Genomic DNA, 14,902 nt, shown 5'->3' with positions numbered 1-14,902 from the left:
AACTACGGGCGCTTTATTGAATAACAAACAATTGTTCAAAATTGGAAATCGTCAATATCTTCCTGACATCATTGTTGCAGTTCGTGATGCAGATTTTAGCGTTGTCGCCGCCTGCATAATCCCGCAATAACAACAGCATCCCCAAGGCGGAGCTATCCAGATACGTCGTCTCCGTCATATCGATCTTGTACTGCTCGAACGGTCCCTCAGGGTTTTCGTAAGCATCCCTGAATTCCTGGTGGGAACTGAAATCAAATCGCCCTTTAATGCGAATAGTCAGTTCGGCATTATCGTCAGAGCGGCTTGTCGTTATAGACATATTGCCTCCTTCTGTTGGCGCTCCCCTAATCAAACCATCAGGATCGGTTAGATCCATTCTGTGTTCTTTTTATTTGAAATTCAGGATATTACGAATAGTACGCAGTGAATTTCAATACTCATATTCTTACTAATTCATCAATAGCTGATTTTTACTAAATTTCCAGTTTTCATTCACTTGGCCGCTTTTTATCCACAGCCAAAAACTGACTTTCAGGCACATTTTCCGCCTGTTTCAGCTAACTCGCTAAAACCAAAAAACTTTTTCTACCGTATCTTAATGTCTGTTGTGATAGGCGCGTCGACCGACAGCATCGTCCAGGTTGCGCTGTTGCTTCTTGTCCTCGTAATAGGCTTCCTCTTTTTTGCAGCGATCAATAAAGTCCTGCATGTTATTTTTTTTCTGATACGCCGCCCGCCACACATCCGTTTGTTGCGACAACTGCTGTTTCAACAGCAATAACTGCTGTTGCTGCTGCTCGATAGCCGAGCCCAGCCTGCTGATGAAGACATGATAGGTTTGGATATGACGCACTGAACGTACGCCGTTTTGAGTACCCCTTAATTCATCCTGATAATCACGCTGATAGGCGACCAGTTGCTCCAGCTTGCCTTCCGCCTGCTCCACTCTGCGTCGGATCTCGCCCATTTTCTTGCGCTCGTTTTCCTCGTCCCGCTCCGCCAGATCAAGCACCAGCGACAACCTTTGCGACTTCTTTTTCTCCGCCACGTTAAAGCACCTGAACTAAAGTGGAGTAACCTTATGGTTTCGCCGGGGCTCTGGGCGCGGCGCCTTGCGCCGGAGCCGGGGTGAACAATTGATTCAACCCTTGTGCGCTATCATTCAGCGTAGCGCGTTCCCGCAGACTTTGCTGTAAAAATTTGCGCATGTGGGGAAATCTTTCGATCGCATAATCGGTTTCTTTATCGGAGCCGGGCACGTATGCGCCGACGCTGATCAGGTCCCGCGTCTGCTGGTAGCGGGCGTATAACTGTTTGAAGCGCTGCGCCCTTTGCAAGTAGTCCGGCGTCGTCACCTGAGGCATGACCCGGCTGATGGAAGCCTCGATATCAATGGCGGGATAATGCCCCTCCTCCGCCAGACGTCGGTTCAGCACGATATGGCCGTCCAGAATTGCACGCGCGGCGTCGGCGATGGGGTCCTGTTGGTCATCGCCTTCCGTCAGCACCGTGTAGAACGCGGTGATGGAACCGCCGCCGGGTTTGCCGTTGCCCGCCCGCTCCACCAGTTGCGGCAGTTTGGCGAACACGGAAGGGGGATAGCCTTTGGTGGCGGGAGGCTCGCCCACCGCCAGGGCGATTTCCCGTTGCGCCTGGGCGTAGCGCGTCAGGCTGTCCATCAGCAACAGCACGTTCTTGCCCAAGTCGCGAAAATACTCGGCGATGCGCGTAGTCAGGACCGCTGCGCGCAAGCGCATCAATGGCGAGTCGTCGGCGGGTGACGCCACGACCACCGCGCGACGCAGGCCTTCTTCGCCAAGAATATCTTCAATGAATTCTTTCACCTCACGGCCACGCTCTCCCACCAGCCCCACCACAATGATGTCCGCCGTCGTGAAGCGGGTCATCATGCCGAGCAGCATACTCTTGCCCACGCCGCTGCCTGCGAACAATCCCAGGCGCTGGCCGATGCCGACGGTTAACAGTGAGTTGATGGCGCGAATGCCGACATCGAGTTTTTCCCGGATCGGCGCACGGTGCAAAGGGTTGATCGGCGCACCGAACAATTCAACGTGATGCTCCGCCTGCAAAGGACCGCGACCATCCAGTGGCTCGCCGGCGCCATCCAGCACGCGCCCCAACAGGCAAGCGCCCACGCCAATACGCCCCACTCCGGACATCGGCTTCACTTTGGCGCCGGGTTGCAGGCCTTCCACCGCCGCCAGCGGCATCAGGTAAACCCGCTCATCGGAGAAGCCAACGACTTCCGCCTCGACCATGCGACCGCCGCGCACTTCGATCAGGCAGCGTTCTCCCAAAGTCATCGGACAGCCGACCGCCTCCAGGGTGAGCCCCACCACGCGGGTCAGACGACCATTCAGCTCAGGACGCGCCTGAGCCGGCACGAAACGCTCGTAGTTGCGTAGCCGCTCAACCAGACTCATCGTCGCCCTCCGGCGTTTCCTGGGCCTCCGACGGCGCTTGATGCAGCTTGTCGGCCTCTATATCCTCGGCCCTAGACGATTCAATAGGTACTTCGGGGGCCAGCGGCGCTTCCGCGTTTTTCTCCAGCAAGTCCCGGTGCAGATCGCTCATCTCGCCCATCTGATCGGTGAAGTCTTTGGTTTCCTGCAAAGAAGCATCGTCGCTATGACGGGACAGCATTTGCTGCACGGTGGTCTGGAATCGTTTTTCAACGGTGAAGTCCAGCAACGTATGACGGGTCTCCACACGGCACCCGCCTTCCATCAAAGCGGGGTCCGCCTGATAACGGGTTCCTCTTTCCGGCGGCAAGTGTTCTTTGGCAAACGCCAGGTCCTGCGGATGCAGATAGATGGTGACCAGCTCTTCTGTGTTGGGCAGCGCCGCCAGGGCCTCCTGCAGCACGCGCAGAATTTGCGAGCGGTCCACTTTCAATTCACGGAACACCACCGCCCGGGAGATCGCCAGCACCAGATTGAGCAGCGCCTCTTCCACCTCATCCTGATGTTTGCGAATCGGCGCTTCCAGTTCAGTCGCCAGCTCTTCGAAGTGGCTCAAGGCTTGGTCGATGACGGCGCTCTTGGACTTCACCGCCTCGCTTTCGCCAGTCTTGCGCCCCTGCTTCAGGCCTTGTTGCTCACCTTTGCGTTTACCTTCGGCATGGCCTTGTTCAAAGCCTTTCTGAAAGCCTTCTTCTTTGCCTTGTTCAAGTCCTTCCTGATAAGCGCTCTGACGAATGTTCTCCAGTTCCGCCGCCGTAGGCGGTTTGATCTTGGGCGTTTCCTGCTGTTCCCCCATGACCGGTAATTCCCAACGCTCGTAGGCCGTCAGTTTTTCCTTGGGGATGGTTTCGGGTTGGTCTTTCATCGGCTGGCTCTGTTAGTGTGGCGTTGCACAGGCGACGGGCTTACAGCATTTCTTCGCCGCCGCCGCCCAGCATGATTTCGCCGGCTTCGGCCATGCGCCGCGCGATAGTGAGAATTTCTTTCTGCGCCGCTTCCACCTCGCTGATGCGAACGGGGCCGCGCGCCTCCAGATCGTCGCGCAGCAGCTCCGCCGCCCGCTTCGACATATTGCGGAAGATCTTTTCCTGCAAATCCTCTTCCGCGCCTTTCAACGCCAGAATCAGGTTATCGGACGACACCTCACGCAACAGGGATTGAATGCCGCGATCGTCCACATCCTTGAGGTTGTCGAACACAAACATGAGATCTTCGATCTGACTGCCCAGATCGGCGTCCACATCCTTGATGGATTCCATCAACGGCGCCTCCAGGCTGGAGTCCATAAAGTTCATGATATCCGCCGCGCGTTTGACGCCGCCGATCCTGCTGGTTTGCGCTGAAGAGCCGCCGGAGAACTGCTTCTCCAGAATATTGTTAAGCTCCTGCAGCGCCTGGGGTTGAATCGTTTCCAGAGCCGCCACCCGCATGATGATGTCCAGACGCACTTTTTCATCGAAATTGGATAGCACTTCCGCGGACTGGTCCGGATCAAGATAGGAGATGACGATGGCTTGGATCTGGGGGTGTTCGTAGCGAATGATGTCTGATACCGCCCGCGCTTCCATCCACTTTAGCGTATCCAGACCAGTCGTGTTGCCGCCCAGAAGGATACGGTCGATCAGGCTGGCGGCTTTGTCCTCACCCAAGGCCTGGGTGAGCATAGTGCGAATATAGTCGTCAGCGCCGATGCCCAGACCGGTCTGGCCGCCGACTGCTTCAAGAAATTCAGTGGTGACGTGTTCGACAACATCCTGAGTCACGTTCTGCAATTGCGCCATTTGCGCGCCCACACGCTGCACTTCCTTGGGCCCCATGTGTTTTAGAATCTGAGCGGCGTCCGCTTCGCCGAGAGACATGAGCAAAATCGCCGCCGATTCCACGCGGGAGACTTTGCGTACCGGTTTTTTCTCACCTTTCTCGTCACTCATCAGCCATTACCCATTGGCGAACAACCTGGGCCACTCGACCCGGATCTTCAGCAATCAGTCCTTTGAGCGCGTTAATCTTTTTCTCATATCCCTCAGAGGAGCCGGGCAGTAAAAAATCGCCCGCTGCGTTTAAGCCTACACTTTCTCCATCACCTACGCCAGAGCCCAGACTTTCCAGCTCAGCCAACCCATCTTCATCGCCGGCCAGCGCCAGATTCTTGGCGTCAGAGCCGCCACTGGAGAGGTTCTTGAAGGTTGGGCGAATGACTCCGAACACCAGGATCAGGACGATCAGAAAGGCGACGCCCCATTTGATCAGTTCACGTATCCAGGGCTGCTCCCACAGCGGCGCTTCATAGTCGCCAATCTCGACTTCCTCCGCCATGAAAGGCGTATTGATGACGTTGACGCTGTCGCCACGAGCGGCGGAGTAACCCACCGCATCCCGCACCAGGACGGTCAGCCGCTGCAGCTCCGCTTCCGGCCAGGCTTCAGTAGTAACTTTTCCGTCTGTACCCACCCGACGCAGGTCGTCCACGACTACCGCCACGGTAAGACGCTGGACTTTACCCTGATGTTGTTTAGTGTAGCTGACGGTGCGGTCCACTTCGTAGTTACGCACGGTCTGTTTACGGATATCCGTGGCCTGACTATTGGCGGTTGCATTCGCGGCGGCGCCAGCGACGCCCGCCTGCTCCGGCACGCTGGCCACGCCTGGAGGCTGATTGGATAGAGCGCCGGGAACTCCCTGATTGCTGCCGGCGATACGCTGCTCGCCAATCTCCTGCTCGCTGCGCACAGCCTGAGGGTCTGGATTGAAGGTTTCCTGCGCCTGCTCCACGGCAGTGAAATCCACGTCCGCAGAAACTTCCGCGCGGAAGCGCCCTGGCCCCAATATCGGCTCCAGAATACTGTTCACCCGACCGGTCAGCACCTCCTCCATACGGCGCGCATACTGGAATTCACGGGAGGTTCTCAAGTCGTCTTCGGTCAAATTGTTCTGTGACAGCAGATTACCCCGCTGGTCCACCACCGTGACGTCGCGCTGGTCCATCTCCGGCACGCTGCCGGCCACCAGATTAACGATGGCTTCCACCTGATCCTGGTGCAGACTGCGCGACCCGGTCAGCTCCACCAGAACGGAGGCGGACGGTTTGCGCTTGTCGCGCACAAACACGCTTTGCTTGGGAATCGCCAAGTGGACCCGCGCGCTTTTCACATTGCGCAGACTGGAGATAGTGCGCGATAACTCACCTTCCAGACCGCGACGATAGCGGGTGGACTCCATGAACTGACTGGTGCCGAGTCCCTGATCTTTGTCGAGCAGCTCGTACCCCATGGTTCTGTCCTGGGTCACGCCTGCAGCGGCCAGACGCATTCTGGCGACGCTCACATCTTCCGCCGCCACCAACAGGGCGCCGGACTTGGGTTCTACTTTGAAGTGAATATTGCTCTGATTGAGGATGTCCGAGACTTCCGAGCTGTCGTACACGCTCATGTCCGGATACAGCGGCTGATAAGCGGGTTCATTCGCCCACAGGATGATGGCCGCTCCCATCGCGATGCTGGCGGCGACCCCCACCATCAACACCAATTGACGCAGCAGGGATAAACGATTGAACCCCAGCATCATATCGCTGCGGTTTTCCATCAGATCCACGTCGTTATTCTGTCCGCCCTGGGCGTCGACCTGTGCGGGAACGCTAGCCATTGTCCACCTCGATACTTGTTTACTGCTTTATTAGAATGACTGAGCCGATCAGATAGGCATTTTCATGATGTCTTCGTAGGCCTGGACCACCTTGTTGCGCACCTGGGTCAGCGCCTGAAAGGCCACCGACGATTTCTGCGAGGCGATCATCACCTTGGTCAGATCCGCTTGCGGGTCGCCCTGCTCATAGGCGGTTCTGAGGTCTGACGAGGTTTTCTGCAGGTCGTTGACGTTGTCCACCGCCTGCTTGAGCATCTGGCTGAACTCGGGAACTTCTTCAGGCTTGCGGGTGGGCTTCAACTGCTCAGCGGACAGTTCCTGCTCGACGCGCGCTGACTGCCGCATCTGCGCGCGCAGGTTACGGATATCCGCCAGCACATTGTTGATATCGACCCGATTTGTCATAACCGCCTCCACATTCCCAAGCTATCGAAACGCCTTGTCAAAATGTCGTCGAAAGCCGTTTCGTTTAAACTAGTTCTGCAGAAAACATACCAGTTTCAGCGCTTTCGCCATGCTGAACACGACGTTAGCAAGCCCGCGCCATTTGTTCGTCGATGTCGATGCCGGACTCACGCATACGGGCGATTTTGTAGCGCAATGTGCGCGGTGAAATGCCCAGCTTCTCCGCCACTTTATTGCGGCGTCCGCCCTCGCTTTTCAGCGTGTCGAGAATGATCTGAAATTCGCGCATGCGCATCTCCTGCCCCAACCCGCTGACGTCATCCACGTCCTCCATTTCGTCCATTGGCTCTGACATCGCCATCCCCGGCGCAAAGGGCGCGGCCAGGCTGTCCATACTGACGCCTTCCAGGCACACATCCGCGGCGGTGATCTGACCGTTTTGCTGCAGAATCAGGGCGCGTTGAATGGCGTTATCCAGTTCGCGCACGTTGCCCGGCCAGTCATGGTTGTACAGCGCCTGACGCGCGCCATCGTCGAAACGCACGAAAGAAAGTTTCATTTTCTGCGCATGGTTCGCCAGCAGGTGCTCCGCCAAAGGCACGATGTCCGCGCGACGCTCGCGCAGCGGCCGCCAGTGAATTGGAAACACGGACAAGCGGTAATAGAGGTCTTCCCGGAAACGGCCTTCCTGCACGTAGGTTTTCAGGTCCCGGTTGGTGGTCGCCAGCACGCGCACATCAAGACGAATGCTCTTGCGTCCGCCAATACGCTCCACTTCCCGCTCCTGCAATACACGCAACAGTTTGGCTTGCAGGCCCAGATCCATCTCGGAAATTTCATCCAGCAGAATGGTGCCGCCGTCCGCCTGTTCAAACTTGCCCGGCATGCTCGCGTAGGCGCCAGTAAAAGCGCCCTTCTCATGCCCAAATAAAATCGCTTCCAGCATGTTTTCTGGAATGGCCGCGCAGTTGATCGCCACGAAAGGCGCATTCTTACGGGCGGATTTACGATGGATATAACGCGCCAGCACTTCTTTCCCGGTGCCGCTTTCGCCGGAAATCAGCACGGTGGAGTCTGTCATCGCCACGCGCTGCGCCAACTGGAATATGCGCTTGCTGGCGCCGTCCACCGCCACCGGCTCGTCGGCGTTGGAATCGCCGCCGGCGCCGCCCATGTATTTTTCAATGGTGTCCAACAGCGTTTGCGGCTCAAACGGTTTGACCAGATAGTCCGCCGCGCCGCTTTGCATGGCCGCCACCGCCTGGCTGATCTGTCCATATGCCGTCATCAGCACAACCGGGACGCCGGGATATTGACGCCGTACTTCCAGCATCAACTCAAAGCCGTTCATGCCCGGCATGTTGACGTCGCTGATGATCATATCTACGGCGCGCTGCTCCAGAACGCTCAAGGCTTCTCTGGCGGAATCAACGCCGATATAGTCATACCCGTTCATTTCCAGCGTAGTGGTGAGCGCGTCCAGTAACTCCAGATCGTCTTCCACTATCAGCAGGGTCGGTTTATTCATGGCATGTCTCCTTCAAAGATTCGTGAGTCAGGCGGAGTGGCGCGCTGGCAAAGTCAGAATGGCCCGGGCGCCCAGACCCGGACCGCCGGAGGTGATGAAAAAGCGCCCGTGGTGCGCCTGCGCCACGCCTTGCGCCACCGCCAGGCCAAGACCGGTGCCGTGGGATTTGGTGGTATAGAACGCCTCCAGCAGACGGTGACCGTCTTCAGGGTCAAAGCCGACGCCGTTATCACGCACTTCCAGGCAGATGAATCCCTGCCCCGGAGCGCTCAGATTCACTTCCACCTGAGGCTGATCCACGCCTTTTACCGCTTCCAGCGCGTTATTGAAGAGGTTCAATACTGCGCCGACCAAAGCGTCTTTATTACACAGGATTTCCCGTTCGCCGCAGTCGATGCTCCATTGCACGGGAACCTGCTTGCTTTGCGCTTCAGGCTCCGCCGCCGCTTGAATTTCAGAAAACAATTCCGCGCAGGTAATGCGTTGCGCCAGAGGCGCGTCGCCTTTGGCGAAAATCAGCATGTCGCGTACTTGCTGTTCCAGATGAGTAAGCCGGGACATCAGTTTCTGCGCGCATTTCACCCGCAGGGAGCCGTCCAGCTCAGGCTGAGAGAGATGCCCCGCATACAGCATGGCGGCAGACAGTGGCGTGCGAATCTGATGCGCCAGAGACGCCACCATTCTGCCCATGGAAGACAGACGCTCACTGCGGGACAAACGAGATTGCAACTCACGGGTTTCAGTGAGATCAGACAACACAATCAACTGGCCCGGAGCGTTCTCCAGCGAGCAGGTTTGAATGCTCAGGCGACGACCGTCTTTCAATGACACCTCGTGTCCATCGTCCGCCTTGGGCGCAAAGCAGCGCTGGATAATTTCCACCCAACGCTCTCCATGTAAAGGCTCGCCCAACAGGTCCACCGCAGCGGGATTGCACTCCTGTACGGAGCCTCTCGCATCCAGCACGACGATGCCCACCGGCAACGCCTGCAATAAAGTCTTCAGGCGATTGGCGATGCGCGCTTTGTCTTCGTGCTCTCTCTGTCGATTCAGGCTGACGGAGTCCAGCTCATTGGCCAGACGATTTACCCGTCCGCTGAGATCCTGATAGGTTTGGGAAATCTGATCTGCGATGGCGCCGAACATGCTCATCGCCCGGTCCAAACCCGGGTCTGCGGACGCTGCATAAGCGCCGTCGTCAAACCCGGTATGTTTGGGGGCCAAATGGTGGATCACCGCTACCGGCTGCTCTTGATCCGCCGGCGACAAAATTTTCGGTACACTCATATTGCCTCTCCGATCACTTGTCCGTATCGCTGGAACATTGACGAAAAACCTGTCTTAACCGTAATCAATCATTTTCTGTGCCAGCCCTGATTAACGCCGCAGTTTCATGCAGTTAGGACAAAAGGACTAAGCGCCACGCCGAAAAATTGACGAGCCAACGGCTTTCGCGCCAGGGTTTGCGTGAGGCGTCCATGCTCCTAACCAAGCTGGTTTATTGATAAGCATGAAGCGCCAGAAGTTAAAACGACAAAGCCCGGACAACGCCGGGCTCAACAGGAAATGAAATCAGAATTAACAGGGAAAGAAGTTCGCTCTACTCGTCAGCGTTGAGATTGTACTTACGTACTTTTTCCACCAACGTGGTACGGCGAATATGCAGACGTTCCGCCGCGCGGGCGACGACGCCGCCGGAGTCATCCAAAGCCTGTTTGATCAGGCTCTTTTCCAAATTGGCGAGATACTCTTTCAAGTCCAGCCCATTCACAGGCAGCACCGCCGGGGAATTAAGCCCCACCAGACCAGGCTCCCCTGAGTAGCCCTCATCCAGGTCTTCCATGCCCTGCTCGATATCCTCCACATGGCGGAATTTCAGCGGCAGCTCCTGCACGCCAATCACGCCGTAGGGGTGCATGATCGCCAACCGCTCCACCAGATTCGCCAGTTCTCTGACATTGCCAGGCCATTCATGGCGACACAGGCTTAGAATCGCCGCAGAGTTAAAACGGATAGAGCCGCGTTTTTCTTTCTCCATGCGGGAGATCAATTCGTTGATCAGCAGCGGCACGTCTTCCGCTCTCTCCCGCAAGGGCGGCATTTCGATGGGAAAAACGTTGAGGCGATAGTAGAGGTCTTCCCGGAAGTCGCCCCGCTCGATCATATCCTCAAGATGTTTGTGGGTAGCGGCGATGATACGCACATCCGCCTCCAGCGTTTTGCTGCTGCCAACCCGTTCATAGGTGCGCTCTTGCAGTACTCTTAAAATCTTGACCTGCATGTGCAACGGCATATCGCCGATTTCATCCAGAAACAAAGTGCCGCCCTGCGCCAGTTCAAAGCGTCCGACGCGAGAGGTGATAGCGCCGGTAAACGCACCCTTTTCATGACCGAAAAGTTCACTCTCCAGAAGCTCCGCAGGGATCGCGCCACAGTTAACGGGAACAAAAGGTTGATTGCGACGATGGGAGTTGTAATGCAGGTTGCGCGCGACCACTTCTTTACCAGTACCGGATTCGCCAGTGATCAGCACGCTGACTTCTTTGTCCGCCACCTGGGACATCAATTCACGCACTTTCTGCACGCTACGACTGGTGCCGACCAGACTGCGAAACAACAGGATTTCCCGTTGTTTGCCGCGACCGCTCTTGGCCGCGTACTGTTCGCGATAGACTTGCGCGCGATACAGACTATCCATGAACTTGTTGTAGTGAGGCAGCTCTTCGAGCTGGACAATGATCTTGCGACGCAGGTCTTCGTCGACTTCCGACAGATCACGCTCCCCCAGCATCAGCACAGGCAGGCCCGGGTCCCATTCTTCCAGCTTGACGAGAAAATCTTCCACCTGCGTCACGCTGGCGTCCATCAACGCCACAGCCATGTCCATAGCGCTCAATGAGGCGTCTTTACACGCTTTTACCCAGTTATCCGCATCCGTGGCCAGAGCAGGCTCGCCCAGAAACGCCAGTATCACTTCTATGGCCTGTCTACGCGCATCGTCATCGCAGACCAAGAGGACAGTGCTGTCTTTGCTTGTCATGTAACCTCAGTACTACATTTGTTGAAATGTCCTGAGCCTCCATCTCGGTCACCCGGTTCCATATTGCGAGGAGTAACCTTTTCTTTCCCAAGAATTAAAGTACGCTTTCCGGGAGTGGTCAAATAAATGACGCAAATAGTCGAATTTCGATATCTGAATAAAAACCGTTCAAAAAATTGTCGCCAGCGCGATTGAAAATAGACAGCCGCTGAACAGGAAGGTTAAAACTTGGACGTGTTGAGATAGGACTGCGCCGCTTTCAAACTACGACGGACGCTGGTGAGTTCCTGGGCGGACTCTGAACGATTGGAGCCGGCGTGTTGAACCGCGTTGGCGTATATGCTGCGTAATCGAGTCAGTGTGGCGATAAGTTGAGGTTTATCGTCTTCGCTGGTCTGCGCGACGCTCTCTTGCACCACGTCACGTAAAGCAGGCTCCAAAGCAATTAATTCGTCCCACTTAGACTGTGAGGCCAGTTGTTCGATCTGTTCCGCTAGCTTTTCCAACTGCGACATTTAGGCTTCGCCCTATGCTGGATTGAGATACGCCATCTCGGGCTAGTGTAGCATTCCGACATGAGATTTTCCGGCGCGGGTATTATTTTTATTGGCCGCGCCGGAAACTCAGTGAGGCTAAATCAGCTCAAGAACTTGATCATGACGCCCGCCGCTACCGCTGATCCGATAACGCCAGCCACGTTCGGCCCCATCGCGTGCATCAGCAGGAAGTTTTGCGGGTTCGCCTCCAGACCAACCTTATTGGACACTCGCGCAGCCATCGGAACGGCGGACACGCCAGCGGAGCCAATCAACGGGTTGACCTGGGTTCCGGGGAGCTTATTCATCAGCTTCGCCATCAAAACCCCTGACGCAGTGCCCACGCAGAACGCCAGCATGCCCAACACCAGGATGCCCAGCGTCTGCACGTCCAGGAACTTGTCAGCGGACAACTTACTGCCCACGGAAAGACCCAGAATGATGGTGACGATGTTGATGAGCGCGTTTTGCGAAGTATCGCTCAAGCGATCCACCACGCCACACTCACGCATCAGGTTGCCGAAGCAGAACATGCCCAACAGCGGTGCTGCGTCTGGCAGGAACATGGCGACCAGAACCAGCAGGATAATCGGGAAAACGATTTTCTCCGCCTTGGTTACGTGACGCAGCTGCTCCATCTTGATCTTACGCTCTGCGTCGTTGGTCAGCGCTTTCATGATCGGAGGCTGAATCAACGGCACCAAAGCCATGTAAGAGTACGCCGCGACCGCAATAGCGCCCAATAAATGCGGAGCCAACAGCGTCGCCACATAAATGGAGGTCGGACCGTCGGCGCCGCCAATGATGCCAATCGCCGCTGCTTCTTTGATGGAGAAAGGAATCATGCCGGAAGCGTCCAGCGCCGCAGCGCCAAGCACCGTACCGAAAATACCGAACTGCGCCGCAGCGCCGAGCATCAGCGTCTTCGGATTCGCCAGCAACGGACCAAAGTCAGTCATCGCGCCAACGCCCATGAAGATAAGCAGAGGCGCCACACCGCTCATAATGGCGACATTGAAGAACTGATACAGCATGCCGCTGGTGAAGCCCATGTCCTGAGCGGCGAATGAAACCGCCTGATACATCGCTGCATGGGCGCCCTTGTAGGCCACGATGAACTCGTGCCGGATCTCCGGCGTCACTGCCTGCGTGACGTCAAAAGGAATATTCAACGCCGCCGCCAGGTTGGCCAGCTGTTCGGGAGAGCCCAAGTGAATCGCGTTCTCAACCGCCGACATCGCCAGACCGGCTTCAGGAATATTCGCCAACAAACCGCCGAAACCAATCGGCAGCAGAAGCAAAGGCTCAAAACCTTTGCGTATCGCTAGGAACAGCAAACCCAGGCAGATGGCCATCATGACCGCCTGCCCCCATTCCAGGTTATACAGGCCGCTGCCGTATACCAGCTGGGACAATCCGTTCATACAACGCTACCTCTTAAGCCAGTTTCAAGAGAGACTGGCCGACGGAGACCGCATCGCCCACTTTGACATCGATGCTGGCGACATGTCCGGCTTTCGGCGCACGGATTTCCGTCTCCATCTTCATCGCTTCCAGGTATAGCAGCACGTCGCCTTCCTGAACGGTTTGCCCCGCCTGTACGACCAGACGCAGGATAGTTCCGCCCAATGGCGCAGGGATAGGCTCGCCTCCGCCAGTTGGCGCAGGAGCCGGCGCTGCGGAAACAGGAGCGGGAGCCGCTCCGACAGCCGCGACCTGAGTAATATCGCCGCCTTCTGATACTTGCGCCACATAGGTCTGACCGTTAACAACGATGGTGTACACCTCTGGGCCGCCTGCAGGCGCCGCAGTTTTAGCCGCAGGGGCGGCAGGCTTGAGGTCGTCAGCGCTGGGAACCGGCTCAAACGCCGCAGGGTTGCCGCGATTCTCCAGGAATTTCAGGCCCACTTGCGGGAACAACGCATAGGTCAGCACATCGTCGACTGCTTGCGCCGCCAACTTCACGCCTTTCTCGGACGCCAGCTTCTTCAGCTCATCCGTCAATTTATCCATTTCAGGTTCTATCAAGTCGGCGGGGCGACAGGTGATAGGCTGAGCGCCTTCCAAGACCCTGGCCTGCAGTTCAGCATTGAACGGAGCCGGCGCTGAACCATACTCCCCTTTCAACACGCCAGCCGTTTCTTTGGCGATGGATTTATAGCGCTCGCCCGTCAGTACATTCAGTACCGCCTGAGTGCCGACGATTTGCGACGTGGGCGTCACCAGGGGAATAAAACCGAGGTCTTTGCGCACGCGTGGAATCTCTTCCAGCACTGCGTCCAGCTTATCGATAGCGCCCTGCTCACGCAGCTGGTTTTCCATGTTAGTAAGCATACCGCCAGGAACCTGCGCCACCAGGATGCGGGAATCCACACCTCTCAGGCTGCCTTCAAACTTGACGTATTTCTTACGCACTTCTCTGAAGTAACCGGCGATTTCTTCCAGAAGATTGATATTCAGACCTGTATCGCGGTCTGTCTCCTCCAGAATTGCGACCAGCGCCTCGGTGGGTGAATGGCCGTAGGTCATGCTCATGGAAGAGATGGCGGTGTCTACATTGTCGATGCCCGCTTCCGCCGCTTTAAGCGCTGTAGCCGTGGACATGCCAGTGGTGGCGTGACAATGCATATGAATAGGCACGGAGCATTCTTTCTTCAGACGGCTGACCAACTCAAACGCCACGTAGGGCTTCAACAGGCCCGCCATGTCTTTAATGGCGATAGAATTCGCGCCCATGCTCTCAATTTTCTTGGCCAGCTCCACCCACATATCAATTGTATGCACGGGACTGACGGTGTAGGACAAGGTGCCCTGCGCATGTTTGCCGACTTTCAGCACTGCTTTGATCGCGGTCTCGAGGTTTCGAGGATCGTTCATCGCGTCGAAGACACGGAATACGTCAACGCCGTTAGCCGCAGCGCGGTCTACAAAGCGTTCGACAACATCGTCAGCGTAATGTCTGTAGCCAAGCAGGTTTTGCCCACGCAGCAACATTTGCTGAGGCGTGTTTGGCATCACTTTTTTCAATTCGCGAATGCGTTCCCATGGATCTTCCCCCAGATAGCGGATACAGGAGTCGAAAGTCGCCCCGCCCCAGGACTCAATGGACCAATAGCCGACTTGATCAAGCTTCTCGGCAATGGGGAGCATGTCGTCTAAACGCATGCGCGTGGCCAGCAGCGACTGATGCGCATCACGCAATATTACGTCCGTAATACCTAGTGGTTTTTTCGTTGTTGTCATGGGTTATTAGCCTTTCGTTTACTCT

Annotated in this window: 13 protein-coding genes; all 13 read right to left on the bottom strand. The window is 56.4% G+C overall.

Annotated features, from left to right (window positions below; all coding sequences use genetic code 11):
- Positions 1-13: 13 nt before the first annotated feature.
- The 13 genes from ACQYWX_RS07015 to oadA all read right to left on the bottom strand — a co-directional run bounded on the left by ACQYWX_RS07015 (position 14) and on the right by oadA (position 14,877).
- Positions 14-319 (bottom strand): STAS domain-containing protein, encoded by a 306-nt coding sequence (locus ACQYWX_RS07015; RefSeq protein WP_011398930.1) that lies wholly within the window; start codon positions 317-319, stop codon positions 14-16.
- Between the two features lie 276 nt (positions 320-595).
- Entirely contained in the window at positions 596-1,048 is a 453-nt protein-coding gene (gene fliJ, locus ACQYWX_RS07010; protein WP_216734957.1) for a flagellar export protein FliJ, read from the bottom strand.
- Between the two features lie 31 nt (positions 1,049-1,079).
- On the bottom strand, positions 1,080-2,444 hold the full coding sequence (gene fliI, locus ACQYWX_RS07005; protein WP_127969096.1) for a flagellar protein export ATPase FliI: 1,365 nt from the start codon (positions 2,442-2,444) through the stop codon (positions 1,080-1,082).
- Positions 2,431-3,348: a flagellar assembly protein FliH gene (locus ACQYWX_RS07000; RefSeq protein ID WP_431688325.1), complete on the bottom strand. Its 918-nt coding sequence runs from the start codon at positions 3,346-3,348 to the stop codon at positions 2,431-2,433. Before ACQYWX_RS07000 ends, fliI begins: the two co-directional genes overlap by 14 nt.
- 40 nt (positions 3,349-3,388) lie before the next feature.
- Entirely contained in the window at positions 3,389-4,414 is a 1,026-nt protein-coding gene (gene fliG, locus ACQYWX_RS06995; protein WP_127969094.1) for a flagellar motor switch protein FliG, read from the bottom strand.
- Positions 4,407-6,125: a flagellar basal-body MS-ring/collar protein FliF gene (gene fliF / locus ACQYWX_RS06990; protein ID WP_431688324.1), complete on the bottom strand. Its 1,719-nt coding sequence runs from the start codon at positions 6,123-6,125 to the stop codon at positions 4,407-4,409. Before fliF ends, fliG begins: the two co-directional genes overlap by 8 nt.
- Positions 6,126-6,173: 48 nt before the next feature.
- Complete coding sequence (fliE, locus tag ACQYWX_RS06985; protein WP_127969092.1) at positions 6,174-6,530, bottom strand: flagellar hook-basal body complex protein FliE; 357 nt, start codon at positions 6,528-6,530, stop codon at positions 6,174-6,176.
- A gap of 124 nt (positions 6,531-6,654) precedes the next feature.
- Positions 6,655-8,058: a sigma-54-dependent transcriptional regulator gene (locus ACQYWX_RS06980; protein WP_216734961.1), complete on the bottom strand. Its 1,404-nt coding sequence runs from the start codon at positions 8,056-8,058 to the stop codon at positions 6,655-6,657.
- A gap of 27 nt (positions 8,059-8,085) precedes the next feature.
- Positions 8,086-9,345, bottom strand: coding sequence for a sensor histidine kinase (locus ACQYWX_RS06975; RefSeq protein WP_431688323.1), 1,260 nt, complete (start codon positions 9,343-9,345; stop codon positions 8,086-8,088).
- Positions 9,346-9,658: 313 nt separating this feature from the next.
- Positions 9,659-11,098: a sigma-54 dependent transcriptional regulator gene (locus ACQYWX_RS06970; protein ID WP_279503211.1), complete on the bottom strand. Its 1,440-nt coding sequence runs from the start codon at positions 11,096-11,098 to the stop codon at positions 9,659-9,661.
- Positions 11,099-11,319: 221 nt separating this feature from the next.
- The gene (locus ACQYWX_RS06965) at positions 11,320-11,613 is read right to left on the bottom strand and encodes a flagellar protein FliT (RefSeq protein WP_216734964.1); all 294 of its coding nucleotides are present in this window, start codon (positions 11,611-11,613) and stop codon (positions 11,320-11,322) included.
- A 122-nt stretch (positions 11,614-11,735) separates the two neighbouring features.
- A complete protein-coding gene (locus ACQYWX_RS06960; protein ID WP_279503209.1) occupies positions 11,736-13,058 on the bottom strand; it encodes a sodium ion-translocating decarboxylase subunit beta in 1,323 nt (440 codons plus the stop codon).
- A gap of 13 nt (positions 13,059-13,071) precedes the next feature.
- Positions 13,072-14,877 carry a sodium-extruding oxaloacetate decarboxylase subunit alpha gene (oadA, locus tag ACQYWX_RS06955; RefSeq protein ID WP_431688321.1) on the bottom strand — a complete coding sequence of 602 codons (1,806 nt, stop codon included), beginning with the start codon at positions 14,875-14,877 and terminating at the stop codon, positions 13,072-13,074.
- Positions 14,878-14,902: the final 25 nt, after the last annotated feature.

Origin of the sequence: Hahella sp. NBU794 (genome assembly GCF_050749805.1) — a bacterium.
In the GTDB taxonomy this organism is placed as follows: Bacteria; Pseudomonadota; Gammaproteobacteria; order Pseudomonadales; family Oleiphilaceae; genus Hahella.
This window is presented reverse-complemented; position numbering and strand designations above follow the sequence as displayed.

What these genes read in the sequence shown, in the direction of transcription:
- ACQYWX_RS07015 (WP_011398930.1), bottom strand. Translation starts at nt 319, where the DNA reads ATGTCTATAACGACAAGCCGCTCTGACGATAATGCCGAACTGACTATT.
- fliI (WP_127969096.1), bottom strand. Translation starts at nt 2,444, where the DNA reads ATGAGTCTGGTTGAGCGGCTACGCAACTACGAGCGTTTCGTGCCGGCT.
- ACQYWX_RS07000 (WP_431688325.1), bottom strand. Translation starts at nt 3,348, where the DNA reads ATGAAAGACCAACCCGAAACCATCCCCAAGGAAAAACTGACGGCCTAC.
- fliG (WP_127969094.1), bottom strand. Translation starts at nt 4,414, where the DNA reads ATGAGTGACGAGAAAGGTGAGAAAAAACCGGTACGCAAAGTCTCCCGC.
- fliF (WP_431688324.1), bottom strand. Translation starts at nt 6,125, where the DNA reads ATGGCTAGCGTTCCCGCACAGGTCGACGCCCAGGGCGGACAGAATAAC.
- fliE (WP_127969092.1), bottom strand. Translation starts at nt 6,530, where the DNA reads ATGACAAATCGGGTCGATATCAACAATGTGCTGGCGGATATCCGTAAC.
- ACQYWX_RS06980 (WP_216734961.1), bottom strand. Translation starts at nt 8,058, where the DNA reads ATGAATAAACCGACCCTGCTGATAGTGGAAGACGATCTGGAGTTACTG.
- ACQYWX_RS06975 (WP_431688323.1), bottom strand. Translation starts at nt 9,345, where the DNA reads ATGAGTGTACCGAAAATTTTGTCGCCGGCGGATCAAGAGCAGCCGGTA.
- ACQYWX_RS06970 (WP_279503211.1), bottom strand. Translation starts at nt 11,098, where the DNA reads ATGACAAGCAAAGACAGCACTGTCCTCTTGGTCTGCGATGACGATGCG.
- ACQYWX_RS06965 (WP_216734964.1), bottom strand. Translation starts at nt 11,613, where the DNA reads ATGTCGCAGTTGGAAAAGCTAGCGGAACAGATCGAACAACTGGCCTCA.
- ACQYWX_RS06960 (WP_279503209.1), bottom strand. Translation starts at nt 13,058, where the DNA reads ATGAACGGATTGTCCCAGCTGGTATACGGCAGCGGCCTGTATAACCTG.
- oadA (WP_431688321.1), bottom strand. Translation starts at nt 14,877, where the DNA reads ATGACAACAACGAAAAAACCACTAGGTATTACGGACGTAATATTGCGT.